The organism is Paraburkholderia fynbosensis (genome assembly GCF_902859935.1).
Classification (GTDB): Bacteria; Pseudomonadota; Gammaproteobacteria; order Burkholderiales; family Burkholderiaceae; genus Paraburkholderia; species Paraburkholderia fynbosensis.
The window spans coordinates 1-14990 of the sequence record NZ_CADIKI010000001.1; the positions used below are offsets into that span (position 1 = coordinate 1).

Genomic DNA, 14990 nt, shown 5'->3' on the forward strand with positions numbered 1-14990 from the left:
GCGCCCGGGCGCGCTGATGAAGTTCCTGTCGTCGATGGCGCCGAACTGGAACATCAGCCTGTTCCACTATCGCAACCAGGGTGCGGACTACAGTTCGATCCTCGTCGGCATTCAGGTGCCCGCGAGCGAGACCGAAGCGTTCGAACGTTTTCTCGCCACGCTCGGCTATCCGAACTGGGAAGAGACGCAAAACCCGGTGTATCGGCTGTTTCTTGCCTAGCAGAGGTGCTCGGGGTTTACCTTGAGTGCAATCGGAAGTGCATGATTGCGCGGCGCTCGTCGTCGAGGCGCCGCAAGCCCCGCCAGCACGGCGTTGGCGCGCGTTGCGACCCGCCAGCGCCGTTGCCCCGGACGCGCTGTTTATCGCCATAAGCGATACAGCGTATGCGTCATATCGCGTTGCACGATACGGGCCATGATCGTCACACTGAGTGCAAATCAATCGCCGCATTCAGGAGACGACTCATGCGCACCCAAGTTGGCATCATCGGTGCCGGGCCCGCGGGCCTGCTGCTTTCCCACCTTCTTCATTTGCGCGGCATCGAGTCGGTCGTGCTCGAAACGCGTACTCGCGAACAGATCGAATCCACCATCCGCGCAGGCGTCCTCGAACAGGGCACGATGGACCTGCTGACCGAAGCCGGCGTGGGTGCGCGCATGAAAGCCGAAGGCGCGCTGCATCATGGCTTCGAACTGGCTTTCGAAGGCAAGCGCCGCCGCATCGATCTGACCGGACTCACAGGCCATTCGATCACGGTCTATGCCCAGCACGAAGTGATCAAGGATCTGGTCGCGGCGCGCGTGGCCGCGAACGGCGCGCTGCGTTTCGGCGTGTCGCAGACGTCGATTCACGGCGTCGATACCGACAAGCCGGTGATCCGCTATCGTCACGAAGGCGAAGCCTGCGAGCTGCAATGCGACTTCGTGATCGGCTGCGACGGATCGCAAGGCGTCTCGCGCGCATCGATTCCGCAGGCGCTGCGCAAAGACTATGAGCGCGTCTACCCGTTTGGTTGGTTCGGTATCCTGTGCGAAGGGCCGCCGTCGTCGGATGAACTGATCTATGCGCGCCACGACCGCGGCTTCGCGCTGATCAGCACACGCTCGCCGAACGTGCAGCGCATGTATTTCCAGTGCGATCCGAAGGACTCGGTCGAGAACTGGTCCGACGATCGCATCTGGGCCGAACTGCATGCACGCGTCGATTCGCACGACGGGCAGAAGATCGTCGACGGCAAGATTTTCCAGAAGAACATTGTCGGCATGCGCAGTTTCGTGTCGGCCACGATGCAGCATGGCCGGCTGTTCCTTGCGGGCGACGCGGCGCATATCGTGCCGCCGACGGGCGCGAAGGGCTTGAACCTCGCCGTCTCCGACGTACGTGTGCTGACGCAGGCACTCAACGCGTTCTACGTCGAAAATCGTAGCGATCTGCTGGATGGCTACACCGAAACCGCGCTCAAGCGCATCTGGCGCGCCGAGCATTTCTCGTACTGGATGACGAGCATGATGCACCGTATCGAAGGCGCGTCGCCGTTCGAGCAGCAGTTGCAGGTGGCCGAGCTGGAATACGTGACCACTTCGCGTGCGGCGGCCACCGCCATGGCGGAAAACTACGTCGGCGTCGCTGCCGTGCACGCATAAATGTAAGCGTGAGCGCGTAGTGCGCGCCAAGCAGCGCATCGGATGACTAGTTCAATGATAAATCCCGATGCGCCGCGGCCTGAAACTCCGTAGGCGTGACGCCGGTCTGCTTGCGGAAATAGCGGCTGAAATAAGCCGCGTCCTCGAAACCGAGCGCATGCGCGATCTGTTTGATGGTCAAGCCTGAATAGACCAGATCGCGCTGCGCCTCGCGTATCAGATGATCGTTGACGAGCGACATCGGCGAGTGGCCGAGTTCGTCGCGGCAGATGCGGCCCAATTGCGCCGCCGTAATGCCGATTTTGCCCGCATAGAACTCGATAGGCTGATGCTCGCGAACGTGCGCGGCGACGAGTTCGCGCAGCCGCTTGATCTGCGCTGCGCGCCGGTCGTTGACTGTCGCGCCGGCAGCCGCGCTAGCCGCCGAAGCCGCGTCGGTCAAACGCGCCACTTGTACAAAAAGTGCAATCATCAACGACATGCCCGCGGCGATGTGGCCGCGCGCACTGCCACGAAATTCCTGCTCCAGCAAACCGAATAGCGGCATCAGCGTGTCGTCGCCAACCTCGGGGCGCACGGGAATCAGCGCGGGCCGCTGCAGCACCGGCAACAGACCCGGCGACACGGCCTTCGAAATCGACTCCAAAGCCCGCTGTGCGGCGGTAATCACGAGCCCATCGATCTCGGGCGAAAACACGAAGCCATGCACCGTTTGCGCGGGAATCAGCACGAGGGAAGGCGGTTCGATCACGAGCTTTTCGCTTTCGATCAACACGTGGCCCGTGCCGCTGCGGATATAAAGGATCTGCAGCAACGCGTCGTGCCGGTGAGCGGCGATATGCCAGTCGTTAGGACGGCTGCGTTCGGCGATCCATTCGAAATTGAACGCGTCGTACCAGGGCGGTCGCGCGGATTCGCCGTACAGATCGTAGTTAGGGATTTTACTCATGCCGGTGTGTCTCCGATCCATTTTGCCGTGGTTGCAATGTACGAATTGTCCTGCGATGCGCCGCCTTTGTCCAATTTCAGGCGCATTGGCGTCGCTATACTTTTTTCCATGAAAGGCACGGGTGGAATGGCGCAGCGCAGGTATCGGCGCTGCACGCCATACCGGCAATCAAAAACCATGGAGATTCGGATGACTAATCAAATCACGAAAGCCGATGTGGACGCGAACTCACAGCACTGGCTCGGCCTCGAAGGCAAGGTCTGTGTGGTAAGCGGCGCGGCCGGCGGCATCGGCAGTGCGATCGCTCGCGTGCTGGGTGAGGCCGGCGCGCGGCTCGCGTTGCTCGACCGGGACGACGACAAGTGCCGCGCACTTGCGCAAGCGTTGAACACGAACGGCATCGAGGCGCTCGCGTTGGCCTGTGATATCGGCGATATAGACAGCGTGCGTGGCGCCGTGCAGGGCGTCGAGTCGGCTTACGGCGCGGCCGATGTGCTCGTGAACAACGCGGGCCTGCTGCGTCCGGGCGGCATCGAAGAGATCGGGCTGGAGGCGTGGAACGCGATGCTGCGTGTGAACCTGACCGGCTACATGCTGTGCTCGCAGCAGTTCGGTCACGGCATGCTGAAGCGGGGCGCGGGCGCGATCGTGCATGTCGCGTCGGTGGCCGCGCATCATCCGCAGACCTACAGCGGTGCGTATAGCGCGGCCAAGGCCGGCGTGGCGATGCTGTCGAAACAGATCGCGGCGGAGTGGGGGCCGCGCGGCATCCGCAGCAACACGGTGTGCCCGGGCATGATCCGCACGCCGCTATCCGCCGCGTTCTACGAGCATGGCGACATCGAGCGGCGTCGCAGTGCGATGACGGCCAGCCGGCGCATTGGCGAGCCCCACGACATCGCCGACGTGGTCGCGTTTCTCGCCAGCGCTCGCGCCGCGTATATGAACGGTGCGGAGATCGTCGTCGACGGCGGGCTCGAAAGCATGCTGATGGACCTCGTGCCGCGCCCAGGCTTTGAAGCCGCTGCGGCTGCGCCGGTCGCTCGCTAACCCCCCGCACAAGGACAAGGACGCACATCATGACTAACGCAACACGTGCCACCAGCAACGCCACGCTGACCTGCGACGTGCTCGTCATCGGTTCGGGCGCGGGCGGGCTCTCGACGGCCATCACGGCGCGCAAGCACGGGCTCGACGTGATCGTGATCGAGAAGGAGCCATTCTTTGGCGGCACCACCGCGTTTTCCGGGGGCGTGCTGTGGATTCCGGGCAATCGTCACGCTAGCAGCAATCATGTGACCGACACGCGCGAGGCGGCGCTGTCCTACATGCGCAACGAGACCGGCGCCTTTTTCGACGCCGCCGCTGTCGACGCGTTTCTCGACACCGGTCTGCACATGCTCGACTTCTTCGAGCGCGAGACCGCGGTCAAATTCGTGCCGACGCTCTATCCCGACTATCACCCGAATGTGGGCGGCGGCGTGGATATCGGACGCTCGGTGGTGGCCGCGCCATTCGATGCACGCGCGCTCGGCACGGACATCGTGCGTCTGCGGCCGCCGCTGAAGACCATCACGTTCATCGGCATGATGTTCAATTCGTCGAACGCGGACCTCAAGCACTTTTTCAACGCGACGCGCTCGTTGACGTCCGCGCTGTACGTGGCGAAGCGCCTCGCGAGCCACCTGAAGGATCTGGCACTGTACCGGCGCGGCGTGCAGGTCACGAGCGGCAACGCGCTTGCCGCGCGACTCGCGAAGTCCGCGCTCGACCTCGGCATTCCGATTCACACGAACACCGCAGCGCGCGAGTTGATAGTCGCGGGCCAGCGCGTGACGGGCGCACTCGTCAGCGGACCAGACGGCGAGATGCGCATTACCGCACGGCGCGGCGTCGTGCTCGCGTGCGGCGGCTTCTCGCATGACGTCGCGCGCATCGCCCGTGCGTATCCGCACGTGCGGCGAGGCGGCGAGCACGTGTCGCCGGTGCCGCCCGGCAATACCGGCGATGGCGTCGGCATGGCGGAACGGCTCGGCGCGAAAGTGACGATCCGCTATCCGCAGCCGGCGGCCTGGATGCCGGTCTCGCGCGTGCCGATGCGCGATGGCGGTGTCGGTGTGTTTCCGCATCTGCTCGATCGATACAAGCCTGGCATCATCGGCGTGACGCGTGCGGGCAAGCGCTTCACGAACGAGGCGAATTCGTATCACGACGTGGGCGCGGCGATGATCGAAGCGTGTGCGAACGAGCGCGAAACCGCGATGTGGCTGATCTGCGATCACGCGACGATCCGCAAATACGGGCTCGGTTTCGCGAAACCCGCGCCGGTCCCGCTCGGGCCGCTGCTGCGCAACGGCTATCTGACGAGCGGCCGCACGCTTGCCGAACTCGCGCGTAGTGCGGGGCTCGACGGCGTGGCGCTGGAAGCAACGGTAAAACGCTACAACGCCGATGCGGTGCGCGGCGAAGACCCCGAGTTCGGACGCGGCACGACCTCGTTCAACCGCTACCTCGCGGATCCGGAGCATCGGCCGAATCCGTGCGTCGCGCCGATCGGCGATGGCCCGTATTACGCGCTGAAGGTGGTGATGGGCGACCTCGGCACCTTCGACGGCATTTCGACCAAAGTGACCGGCGAAGTGCTTAACGAAGCCGGCGCACCGATTTCCGGCTTATATGCAGTGGGCAACGATCGCGCGAGCGTGATGGGGGGCAACTATCCGGGCGCGGGCATCACGCTTGGCCCGATCATGACTTTCGGCTACATCACCGGGCGGCATCTGGCAGGCGTCGCTGGAGCCGGTGCGAGCGGCGCGACCGCAGGCAACCACCAGGGCGGCAGCACGGGCGCCCGCGAAACCGAAACTGTATTGAGGACAGGCACATGAGCAGCGGCAAACCGTTTGTCGATCACCGCATCTATACGATCCGCCCGCGCGGCATGGCGGAATTCATCGAGGTATTCGACCAGTTGGCCATGCCGATTCAGGTGAAGTATCTCGGTGCGCCGGTCGGCTTCTATATGAGCGACATCGGCGCGCTGAATCAGGTGGTGCACCTGTGGGGCTACGAGAGCATCGCCGACTACGACCAGCGCCGCACCGCGCGCGACGCCGACCCGCAATGGCCCGCGTATCTGCAGGCATCGGCGCATCTGATCGTCGCGCAGGAAAGCCGCATCATCAAGCGTGTCGATTTCAGGAGTCTGGCGATGCTTCGCTAGCGGCGCACCGCATCATTAAGGAGGAGACAAAACATGAACGATCGAACACGACGCGTCGCGCTCGTGACTGGCGCCGCGAACGGAATCGGTTGGGCGAGCGCGCAACGTTTCGCGCAGGAAGCCTATAGCGTGGTCATCGCCGACATGGATGCGGACCGTGCTCGCGAACGCGCCCAGGCACTGGGCGCGGCTCATATGGGCATCGGCGGAGATGTCGCCGTCGAAGCCGATGTGCGCGCGCTGATCGGCACATGCGTCGAGCGCTTCGGGCGGCTCGACGTGCTGGTCAATAACGCCGGCACCGGCGATCAGCCGCATCCAACGATCGAGCAGAACGTCGATGCGTTCGACCGGCTGCTCGACATCCACGTGCGCGGCACCTTCCTCGCATGCCGCGAGGCGGCCCGAGTCATGCTCGCGCAGCGCAGCGGCGCGATCGTCAATCTCGGCTCGATTGCGGGGCTCGCCGGCATTCCGGCGCGCAACGCATACGGTGCGGCAAAGGCGGGCATCGTCGCGATGACGCGTTCGCTCGCCTGCGAATGGGCGCGTGAGGGCATCCGCGTGAACGCCGTGGCGCCAGGCTATGTCGCCACAGAACTGGTGGAGACGCTCAAGCGCAACGGCCAGATGAATCTGCAGGCAATCGAGCGGCGCACGCCGATGGGCCGCCTCGCACAGCCGGATGAAATTGCCCGGGCAATCAGCTTTCTCGCATCGGACGCGGCGAGCTACATCACGGGCACGGTGCTGAGCGTCGATGGTGGCTGGCATGCGTTTGGCGCCGCCGGCGACTGACCGCTTCTGCAGGCCGCGCGCATATCGAGCACAGGCAGTCGCACTATTCGTAGCATTCCGAACAATAAAAAAATACCTCGTCCTATCACGGAGACATTGCAATGAAAAAGCCTCAAGCAGGCAGGGCGAAAGTCCTGCGCCCGTACGATCGTGAAACACCCGCCACCCTCGCTCGAGGAGACCTCAAATGATCCGCTCCGAACGCCATGTGGATGTGCAGGCCTTCATCGACGAGCAGCGCTTTTCGCCGTATCAATGGACGATTCTCGTGCTGTGCTTTCTCGTCGTTGCCGCGGATGGCTTCGATACGGCGGCGGTCGGTTTCATTGCGCCGTCGCTGGTGCAGCAGTGGGGCGTCGCGCGCAGCTCGCTCGGGCCCGTGATGAGCGCGGCGCTCGTCGGGCTCGGAATTGGCGCGCTCGCGGCCGGTCCATGCGCGGATCGTCTCGGACGCAAAATGGTGCTGGTGTTATCGGTATTCTTCTTCGGCGTGTGGAGTCTCGCGGCGGCTCGCGCGAATTCGATCGAATCGCTGACACTACTGCGCTTTCTCACCGGGTTGGGTCTCGGCGCGGCGATGCCGAATGCCGTCACGCTGATGTCCGAATACGCACCGGCGCGACTTCGCGCGGTGGCGGTCAACGGTATGTTCTGCGGATTCTCGTGTGGACTGGCGATCGGCGGGGTGGCTTCCGCGTGGCTGATTCCGCACTTCGGCTGGCCCAGCGTACTGGTGGCCGGCGGCGTCGGCCCGATCGCGCTGACCGTGCTGCTGATTCTGCTGCTGCCGGAGTCGGTGCAGTTTCTTGTCGTGCGCAGGCAGGCGGATCGGCGCATCGCGCGGATTCTGCAACGTATTGCGCCGCATAGCCGCTTCGAAGGGTGCCGCTTCGTCGCGGTGGATGCGCGCGCAGGCCACGGGGCCGCCGCAGGCCACGCGAGCAAAGCCGGCGCGCGTCCTCAATGGGCGCTCGCGGTCGTGCTGTCCTCCCGCTACCGTTTCGGCACACTCATGCTGTGGCTCGCGTATTTCATGGGCTTGCTGATCTACTACCTGCTCACCAACTGGCTGCCGACGCTGTTCAAGGACACCGGCTTTTCCAGTGAAAAGGCCGCGCTGATGACCTCGCTCTTTCCGCTTGGCGGCATACTCGGCAATCTGTGCGTCGGCTGGATCATGGACCGGTTTGCCGGACATCGCGTGGTCGCGGTGACCTTCGTGCTAGTGGGTGTGCTGGTACTGCTGGTCGGACGCGGCGTTGGACATCAGCTCTGGCTCGGCACGCTGATCTTCCTCACCGGCACCGTGGCGACGAGCGCGGTCACGTCGATGTCGGCGCTCGCCGCCAGCTTTTATCCGACCCAGGCACGCGCGACGGGCGTGGCGTGGATGCTGGGGATCGGCCGCATCGGCGGCGTGGCCGGCGCACTGGTCGGCGCCGCGCTGATGGGGCTCGGCTGGCAGTTCGGCGCAGTGTTCAGCCTGCTGGCCGTGCCGTCGGTGATCGCCGCGAGCGGTGTGTATCTGATGACGCGGCGCGTGCAAGCCGACGCGTCTTCGAAGGAGGGGGCCGGTCCTGCAGTCGCACTCGAATGACCGCTGCGTTGCAAAGGCGTGGCGCCGCGCGACGGCGCCACGCCGTCACGACCGGCATGACAGGCAGCCACTTTCATTGTGGTCTGAAAAACAACAGTGAATTCGTGATTAACGGATTTATCCCGTCAGGTGACCCACCTACACTGCCTTCAATGCTGCCGCGCGCGTCACGCCGGCAGCGCATGTGGAGCCAATCTCTGGAGGTGGTGTCATGAAGTCGCTCATTCAAACCGTTGCACTCGCCGTCATTCTTGCCGCGCCGCTTGCGTCGTTCGCGCAGCCGGCCGGTGAAGCCGGTACTCAGGACTCGCAGGCGACGCAGACGCCAGCCGCCCGCCCGCATCACGCAGCTCGAACGGATGACAGCGGGTATGGTGCAAGCAGCCACGGTACGTGGCAGTCCGGTCGCGGCACCGACACGACGGTCAGCTCCTACTCGCCGCCGATCTACAACGCGCGTTGAGCGCAAGTGCATGCGGGGCATTGATAATGCATGCCTCGCGCTTAAGCACTTAACGAAGCCGGACATTGCCTACCGCGCGACGAGCGATTCGTCGCGCGCGTGTCTTCGGTTCCAGTCAGGGCGTACGCAACAACGCCATCTCATTGCGCAATAGCGCATGCAGTTCGTCGTCGGTAGGGCGAGTCCCCCAATGCTGTGCGCCCGCGACCGATGCTATCGCCATCCACGAATGCGGTGGGAACCACTCGCGCAACAGCGCGCCGTCCTGGCGCAAACACAATTGACCGGTTTGTTCGCTGTATTCGGCGCAGATGAGCGAGCCATCGATGTGCGCCGTTACTCGTCTTGGATCGTTGCGTAGCAAATCGTCGCTCCTGCAAAAAGGGTGGCGAGCATGCCCACGCGATACGGCTGCATCATCGACGCAGCCGTCGTCCAGGCATCAGTGATTGTGCCCGTGGTCGTCGCCATGGCCATGCCAGCCGTTGTCGTGACCGTGTGGGCCGCGAGCCTCATGCCACTCGCGCCGGTCATGATGACGCTCTTCCCATTCGCGCCGTTCCCAGTAGCGGTGGCCGTCGTAATACCGCTCGCCGTACCAGCCCGGGCTCACCACGACCACGGGCGGCGGCGCAGGTGCGTACACCGGCGCAGGCGCGGCATACACCGGCTCGGGCGCGTAAGCGACACCCGGCACGCCGATGTTGACGCCGACATCGACGTGAGCCAGCGCGGCCGACGATGCGCCGATTCCGAGGCCTGCAACGATCGCCAACGAGAGCCAGCGGTTTTTTGAATTGCTCATGTTTTATTCTCGGTCTCTACGATTGAGGGGACATGCGTGCGCGCCATGCGCTCAGTAATGGTCGTGATCGCGATGGTGGTCGTGATCGTGATACCCGCCTTCGGGGACCACGATACAACCGCTCAGCGTGCTGCCGAGCGTTGCTGCCAGAATGACCAGGGCGAGAATTCTTTTCATGTCGTTGCTCCGTTTTGCTTGTGAAGCGAACTCTACTGAGCGGCGGTATTTCCGTTGTGTTTGTGTGTAACAGGACGTGTCGATGCAACGGGCGCGGCTAACAGGAGGGATGCGTGGAGAGGGCGCCGGGAAAGCGCTTCATCGGGCGATGACAAGCTCGCCGCAACAGCGGCAAGCCATTGAACCGACTATGGAAAAAACGCTGCGCCCACGCATTGCGCATGACTGCGCGCGTGGAGCGGTCAATGCATCAACTGCCGGTAAGTGGATGACATCGTGTTTCGCGGCGGCTAGGCCAGGCGGATACATTCAGTTGCAGACTGAGGCGTGACGTTGCATAGCGAGCGGCATGCCCGCATGTTGCGCGTGCAGGCCTGCTGGCCTGCGTATACGCGGCACGACACGGCACGAGCGCCATCAGCTTTGGATAAGGTGCGATGCGTAGCATCGGCGAAATGTGCGTTCAGCGCTCGCGCAGACATGACGGCGCCAATGCTATGTCGAGTCAGCCGCGCTGTCATCGCAGCGCGCCGTTTATGCCGCCGATGCAGGTTCCGGCGCCGTCGCCGGCGCTTCGCGATAGCCGAGCCGCGTCGAGATCGCGAGTCCCGACTGCTTGAGCAACGCGACATAGTGCGACTTCGTGTCGGCGCCGCAGCGCATCGTCGGAAACGAAACGGACAGGCCGGCGATCACGCGGCCGAAGCGATCGAACACCGGCACCGCGATGCACCGCAGTCCTTCTTCCTGCTCCTCGTTGTCTTCGCCATAACCTTGCTCGCGCACGTGCGGCAGGATGCTGAGCACCGCTTCGGCGCAGGTGAGGGTCTTCTGCGTCGACTTGCGAAACTCGACATGCGAAAGCACCTCGCGCGCTTCGGCCGGGTCCATCCACGCAAGCAGCACCTTGCCGATCGCCGTGCTGTGCAGCGGATTGCGCCGGCCGATGCGCGACTGCATGCGCAAGCCGTAATCGGCGTCGATCTTGTGGATGTAGATGATCGCGTCTTCGTCGAACGCGCCGAGGTGCACCGCCTCGCGCGTCACCTGGCCGATGCGCCGCATCTCGATATCGGCCTCGCGCACGAGATCGACGCTCTCCAGCGCCTTCGCGCCGAGTTCGAACAGGCGGATCGTCAGCCGGTAGCGCTCGGTCTCGACTTCCTGCGTCACGTAGCCGAGCGCCTTGAGCGTCTGGACCACGCGATGCACGGTGGTCTTCGACATCGCAAGCCGTTGCGACAGTTCGCTGATGCCGATCTGTCCGCTGTCGCCGATCGCGTCGAGAATCGCGAACACGCGGCCGATCGACGACGCCGATTCGCCCCGTTCGCCGCCGTGGCCGGACTCGGCGCTCTGCGGGTGCTGGATCTGCGCGGCGCCGTCGTCCTTGCGCTGTTTGCCTGCTGTTGCCATTTCCGTCATTCCCTGTCTATGCGAACCCGTGCTGCGCCTGTGCGGGGCTCGCCCGCGCGATCGGCCACATCAGTCACGCTCGCTCACGCGGCGAGGCGCGCAAGCATACCGCTTCGCGCGCATGTGCGCCGGCTAGCGCGCAAGCCAGCCGCCATCTACCGCCAGTGTATGCCCGTGCACGTAGTCCGACGCGGACGACGCGAGAAATACGACCGGCCCCGCGAGATCTTCCGGCGCCCCCCACCGGCCCGCCGGAATCCGGCCGACGATCTCGTCGTTGCGCTGCGCGTCCTCGCGCAATGCCGCCGTGTTGGCGGTCGCCATATAGCCCGGCGCGATCGCGTTCACATTGATGCGCTGCGCGGCCCATTCGTTCGCAAGCAGCCGCGTCAGACCGAGCACGCCGCTTTTTGCCGCCGTGTACGAGGCGACCCGGATGCCGCCCTGGAACGACAGCATCGACGCGACGTTGATGATCTTGCCGCCGCTTTGCTGCCTGACGAACTGCCGCGCGGTGGCTTGCGACAGAAAGAACAGGCTCTTCAGATTGACGTCGACGACGGCATCCCAATCGTCTTCGGTGAAGTCGAGCGCATCCTCGCGGCGGATGATGCCGGCGTTGTTCACCAGTACGTCGACGCGGCCGAAGGCCTCGAGCGCGGCGCGCACGATGTCGTCGACGGGCGCGATCGAGCCGAGGTCGGCGCGCACGTCGGCGAAACGGCGCCCAATGGCCGCGACTCGCGCGGGCGTGGTGCCCGCATCGGCACGGCTCACGCCGACGATGTCGCAGCCGGCCGCAGCGAGCGCGAGCGCCATCGCGGCGCCGAGCCCCGTATTGCTGCCGGTGACGATGGCGACCTTGCCGGTGAGATCGAAAGTATTCACGTTGTTCAAACCCATGTCGTATGCCGATGCTCGTCGGAATCAGGCGGGCGGGCCGTCAACGCAGGTCGCCGATCGCGAGGTGATCCATGTCGCCGAACACCTGGTTCTCGCCGACCATGCCCCAGATGAACGTGTACGCGCGCGTGCCGACGCCCGAGTGAATCGACCAGCTCGGCGAGATCACGGCCTGTTCGTTGTGCACGAGAATGTGCCGCGTTTCATGCGGCTCGCCCATCATGTGAAAGACGGCGGCATCGTCGGCGACGTTGAAGTAGAAATACACTTCCATGCGTCGCTCGTGCGTGTGGCAGGGCATCGTGTTCCACAGGCTGCCCGGCTCGAGTTTGGTCATGCCCATCGACAGCTGGCAGGTAGGCAGCACCTCGGGCACGATGAACTTGTAGATGGTGCGGCGGTTGCTCGTGGCAGGATCGCCGAGCGTTTGCGGCGATGCCTGGGCGAGCGTGATCGTGCGGGTCGGACACGTTTCGTGCGCGGGCGCGCAGTTCAGATAGAACTTCGCCGGGCGCGCGGCGTCGTCGCTGCCGAACGCGATCGCCTGCGCGCCCTTGCCGATGTAGATCGCTTCCTCGTTGCGCACCGTATGGCGCGTACCGTCCACGTCGACCCAGCCGTCGCCGCCGATGTTGATCGCCCCGAGTTCGCGCCGCTCCAGCAGATAGTTGACGCCGATCGACTTGCCGAGCGAGCCGGGCACCTCGACTGCGCGCGTCGCCGGCCACACGCCGCCGACGATGATCCGGTCGATATGGCTATAGGTCAGCTTCAATGCGTCGCGCTCGAACACCTGCTCGACCAGAAACGCCTTGCGCAGCCCGGCGGTATCGAGCGTCCTCGCATACTCGCTGTTGACGGCCTGTCTCACTTCCATGTTTTTCTCCGTTCGATTCGATTTGCGCAGGGTCGCCGCGCCGTGCGGCCACGCTGCGCTGCTCAGGACTGTAGCTCAGATTCTAGGTTTCGGAACAGTGGTCCGAAAAGTTTTGGCGCGCCTTCAAGCGTGCTAAGGCTTCCGGACGGCACACGGGTAAACGATGATCTTCATTTACAAAGAGAATCGGAACGTCGTTCCTTTCATGGTGTTATATTGCGCCGAAAGGAGCAGACCGGCGCCAGACCGGCGACCTTACCCCGGGTGATTCACCTGACCAACAGGACGCAAAGTCCATGGAGGAGGCATGAAGATCAAGAAGGCCCTCGACCGCATTCCTGGCGGGCTGATGCTGGTTCCGCTGCTGCTCGGCGCCTGTGTCCACACGTTCGCGCCTAGCGCAGGCAAATACTTCGGGTCGTTCACCAACGGCCTGATCACCGGCACCGTGCCCATTCTGGCGGTGTGGTTCTTCTGCATGGGGGCAACGATCGACCTGCGGGCGACCGGCACCGTGCTGCGCAAGTCGGGCACGCTGCTCGCGACCAAGATGCTGGTGGCGTGGATCGTGACGATGATCGCGGCGCGCTTCATTCCGGTCGACGGCATCAAGACTGGGCTATTCGCCGGACTCTCGATCCTCGCGATCACGACCTCGATGGACATGACCAACGGCGGTCTCTATGCCGCGGTGATGCAGCAATACGGGACCAAGGAAGAGGCGGGCGCGTTCGTGCTGATGTCGGTCGAATCGGGGCCGCTCGTCAGCATGATCATTCTGGGCGCGACGGGCGTCGCGTTCTTCGAGCCGCGGCTCTTTGCCGGCGCGGTGCTGCCGTTTCTGATCGGCTTCGCGCTGGGCAATTTCGACAGCGATCTGCGTGATCTGTTCGGCCGTTGCGTGCATCCGCTGATTCCGTTCTTCGGCTTTGCGCTCGGCAACGGCATCGACCTGAACGTGATCGTGACGAGCGGCTTGCCGGGCGTCGTGCTCGGTCTCGGGGTGATCGTCGTGACGGGCATTCCGCTGATTCTGGCCGACCGCTGGATTGCCGGCGGCAATGGGGCGGCAGGGCTGGCGGCATCGTCGACGGCGGGGGCTGCGGTGGCGAATCCGGCGATCATCGGCGACATGATTCCGAGCTTCAAGCCGCTGGTGCCGGCCGCGACCGCGATGGTCGCCACGGCTTGCCTCGTGACCGCAATTCTGGTGCCGATTCTCACGGCGCTATGGGTGCGTCGGCATCACGCGCGCGATGCGTTGCGCGAGGATCTCGCGATTGCGCAAGCGGCGCCGCTCAAGGAGCGGGACGCGCGCGTTTGAGAGGAACTGGTGCGGTTGCGTGAGTTTGCAACGCAACCGGCAAGTGGCCCACGTGCGCTCGCGGGATCGGAGCGCGGGGCCTTTAGCGGCAGCGGGAGCCGAGACCGTGTGCGAGGCCGCGCCGACTAGCGCGCGAGCTTCGCTTCCAGCATCGTCTTCACCCCGGGCCATTCGTCATCGATGATGCTAAAGCGCACCGAGTTGCGCTTGCGTCCGTCCGGCATGATCCGTTCATGCCGGACCACTCCTTCCTGTTTCGCACCGATGCGCAAAATCGCCGCGCGTGAGCGCTCGTTGAGCTCATCGGTCGTGAACTGCACGCGCACGCATTGCATTGCGTCGAACGCGTGACTCAGCAGCAGGTACTTCGCCTCGGTGTTGACCGCCGAGCGCTGCACCGATTCGCTCAACCACGTATGGCCGATTTCGAGCTTGCGGTTCGCGCGGTCGATCTTCCAGAAGCGCGTGCTGCCGACAATCGCGCCGCTTGCGCGCAGCACGATCACGAACGGCATCACGGTGCCGGCCGCGCAACCCTCGAGCGCGCTCGCGATATAGCCGCCGATGGTGTCCGGTCCCGGCACCACCGTCAGCTTCATGTTCCAGAGTTGGCCGTCGGCGGCGGCGTCGAGCAACGCTGGCGCGTGTTCCTGCCGAAGCGCCCTGAGTTCGACGGTGGCGCCGGTCAGCATGAGCGGCATGAGTCGGGAAATGGGGTCGTCCATGGTTCTATGGCAACAAAAAAGTCCGCGAGCCAAAGCTCGCGGACCCGGTGCAGCGATTCGGAACGGGACGGGCCGAAAAGGCGGTTTCA

General features: G+C 64.3%; 16 protein-coding genes and 1 pseudogene. 9 read left to right on the forward strand and 8 right to left on the reverse strand.

Annotation, left to right across the window (positions count from 1 at the left end):
* Positions 1–220, forward strand: a pseudogene (locus tag HV770_RS00005) (threonine ammonia-lyase, biosynthetic); the annotation flags it as partial.
* 245 nt (positions 221–465) lie between these two features.
* Positions 466–1644 carry a 4-hydroxybenzoate 3-monooxygenase gene (locus tag HV770_RS00010; protein ID WP_175157529.1) on the forward strand — a complete coding sequence of 393 codons (1179 nt, stop codon included), beginning with the start codon at positions 466–468 and terminating at the stop codon, positions 1642–1644.
* Positions 1645–1690: 46 nt separating this feature from the next.
* On the opposite strand, the gene HV770_RS00015 is transcribed toward HV770_RS00010, so the two are convergent.
* Positions 1691–2593, reverse strand: coding sequence for a helix-turn-helix domain-containing protein (locus HV770_RS00015; protein WP_175157530.1), 903 nt, complete (start codon positions 2591–2593; stop codon positions 1691–1693).
* 189 nt (positions 2594–2782) lie between these two features.
* Between HV770_RS00015 and HV770_RS00020 the strand changes: the two genes are divergently transcribed.
* From HV770_RS00020 to HV770_RS00045, 6 genes are all read left to right on the forward strand, one after another.
* On the forward strand, positions 2783–3643 hold the full coding sequence (locus HV770_RS00020) for an SDR family NAD(P)-dependent oxidoreductase (RefSeq protein ID WP_175157531.1): 861 nt from the start codon (positions 2783–2785) through the stop codon (positions 3641–3643).
* Positions 3644–3672: 29 nt separating this feature from the next.
* On the forward strand, positions 3673–5481 hold the full coding sequence (locus HV770_RS00025; RefSeq protein ID WP_175157532.1) for an FAD-dependent oxidoreductase: 1809 nt from the start codon (positions 3673–3675) through the stop codon (positions 5479–5481).
* Entirely contained in the window at positions 5478–5816 is a 339-nt protein-coding gene (locus HV770_RS00030) for an NIPSNAP family protein (protein WP_168661879.1), read from the forward strand. The genes HV770_RS00025 and HV770_RS00030 overlap by 4 nt, the downstream gene beginning before the upstream one ends.
* A 33-nt stretch (positions 5817–5849) precedes the next feature.
* Positions 5850–6614, forward strand: coding sequence for an SDR family NAD(P)-dependent oxidoreductase (locus HV770_RS00035; protein ID WP_175157533.1), 765 nt, complete (start codon positions 5850–5852; stop codon positions 6612–6614).
* A 187-nt stretch (positions 6615–6801) separates the two neighbouring features.
* Complete coding sequence (locus tag HV770_RS00040; RefSeq protein WP_175157534.1) at positions 6802–8211, forward strand: MFS transporter; 1410 nt, start codon at positions 6802–6804, stop codon at positions 8209–8211.
* A 211-nt stretch (positions 8212–8422) separates the two neighbouring features.
* On the forward strand, positions 8423–8674 hold the full coding sequence (locus HV770_RS00045) for a hypothetical protein (protein WP_175157535.1): 252 nt from the start codon (positions 8423–8425) through the stop codon (positions 8672–8674).
* A 115-nt stretch (positions 8675–8789) separates the two neighbouring features.
* Here HV770_RS00045 and HV770_RS00050 read toward each other — a convergent pair whose 3' ends face one another.
* The 6 genes from HV770_RS00050 to kduI all read right to left on the reverse strand — a co-directional run bounded on the left by HV770_RS00050 (position 8790) and on the right by kduI (position 12852).
* A complete protein-coding gene (locus HV770_RS00050; RefSeq protein ID WP_175157536.1) occupies positions 8790–9038 on the reverse strand; it encodes a hypothetical protein in 249 nt (82 codons plus the stop codon).
* A 78-nt stretch (positions 9039–9116) separates the two neighbouring features.
* Positions 9117–9479, reverse strand: coding sequence for a hypothetical protein (locus HV770_RS00055; protein WP_175157537.1), 363 nt, complete (start codon positions 9477–9479; stop codon positions 9117–9119).
* Between the two features lie 51 nt (positions 9480–9530).
* A complete protein-coding gene (locus HV770_RS39335; RefSeq protein WP_277873540.1) occupies positions 9531–9656 on the reverse strand; it encodes a hypothetical protein in 126 nt (41 codons plus the stop codon).
* Positions 9657–10190: 534 nt separating this feature from the next.
* On the reverse strand, positions 10191–11072 hold the full coding sequence (gene kdgR, locus HV770_RS00060) for a DNA-binding transcriptional regulator KdgR (RefSeq protein WP_175157538.1): 882 nt from the start codon (positions 11070–11072) through the stop codon (positions 10191–10193).
* A gap of 132 nt (positions 11073–11204) precedes the next feature.
* Positions 11205–11975: a 2-dehydro-3-deoxy-D-gluconate 5-dehydrogenase KduD gene (gene kduD / locus HV770_RS00065; protein WP_175157539.1), complete on the reverse strand. Its 771-nt coding sequence runs from the start codon at positions 11973–11975 to the stop codon at positions 11205–11207.
* 40 nt (positions 11976–12015) lie between these two features.
* Positions 12016–12852 carry a 5-dehydro-4-deoxy-D-glucuronate isomerase gene (gene kduI, locus HV770_RS00070; RefSeq protein ID WP_175157540.1) on the reverse strand — a complete coding sequence of 279 codons (837 nt, stop codon included), beginning with the start codon at positions 12850–12852 and terminating at the stop codon, positions 12016–12018.
* Between the two features lie 307 nt (positions 12853–13159).
* Between kduI and kdgT the strand changes: the two genes are divergently transcribed.
* Entirely contained in the window at positions 13160–14176 is a 1017-nt protein-coding gene (kdgT, locus tag HV770_RS00075) for a 2-keto-3-deoxygluconate transporter (RefSeq protein WP_175157541.1), read from the forward strand.
* A gap of 125 nt (positions 14177–14301) precedes the next feature.
* On the opposite strand, the gene HV770_RS00080 is transcribed toward kdgT, so the two are convergent.
* Positions 14302–14901 carry a GNAT family N-acetyltransferase gene (locus tag HV770_RS00080; RefSeq protein ID WP_175157542.1) on the reverse strand — a complete coding sequence of 200 codons (600 nt, stop codon included), beginning with the start codon at positions 14899–14901 and terminating at the stop codon, positions 14302–14304.
* Between the last annotated feature and the right edge of the window lie 89 nt (positions 14902–14990).

Coding starts and splice junctions, on each gene's coding strand:
- HV770_RS00010 (WP_175157529.1), top strand. CDS start 466: ATGCGCACCCAAGTTGGCATCATCGGTGCCGGGCCCGCGGGCCTGCTG.
- HV770_RS00015 (WP_175157530.1), bottom strand. CDS start 2,593: ATGAGTAAAATCCCTAACTACGATCTGTACGGCGAATCCGCGCGACCG.
- HV770_RS00020 (WP_175157531.1), top strand. CDS start 2,783: ATGACTAATCAAATCACGAAAGCCGATGTGGACGCGAACTCACAGCAC.
- HV770_RS00025 (WP_175157532.1), top strand. CDS start 3,673: ATGACTAACGCAACACGTGCCACCAGCAACGCCACGCTGACCTGCGAC.
- HV770_RS00030 (WP_168661879.1), top strand. CDS start 5,478: ATGAGCAGCGGCAAACCGTTTGTCGATCACCGCATCTATACGATCCGC.
- HV770_RS00035 (WP_175157533.1), top strand. CDS start 5,850: ATGAACGATCGAACACGACGCGTCGCGCTCGTGACTGGCGCCGCGAAC.
- HV770_RS00040 (WP_175157534.1), top strand. CDS start 6,802: ATGATCCGCTCCGAACGCCATGTGGATGTGCAGGCCTTCATCGACGAG.
- HV770_RS00045 (WP_175157535.1), top strand. CDS start 8,423: ATGAAGTCGCTCATTCAAACCGTTGCACTCGCCGTCATTCTTGCCGCG.
- HV770_RS00055 (WP_175157537.1), bottom strand. CDS start 9,479: ATGAGCAATTCAAAAAACCGCTGGCTCTCGTTGGCGATCGTTGCAGGC.
- HV770_RS39335 (WP_277873540.1), bottom strand. CDS start 9,656: ATGAAAAGAATTCTCGCCCTGGTCATTCTGGCAGCAACGCTCGGCAGC.
- kdgR (WP_175157538.1), bottom strand. CDS start 11,072: ATGGCAACAGCAGGCAAACAGCGCAAGGACGACGGCGCCGCGCAGATC.
- kduD (WP_175157539.1), bottom strand. CDS start 11,975: ATGGGTTTGAACAACGTGAATACTTTCGATCTCACCGGCAAGGTCGCC.
- kduI (WP_175157540.1), bottom strand. CDS start 12,852: ATGGAAGTGAGACAGGCCGTCAACAGCGAGTATGCGAGGACGCTCGAT.
- kdgT (WP_175157541.1), top strand. CDS start 13,160: ATGAAGATCAAGAAGGCCCTCGACCGCATTCCTGGCGGGCTGATGCTG.
- HV770_RS00080 (WP_175157542.1), bottom strand. CDS start 14,901: ATGGACGACCCCATTTCCCGACTCATGCCGCTCATGCTGACCGGCGCC.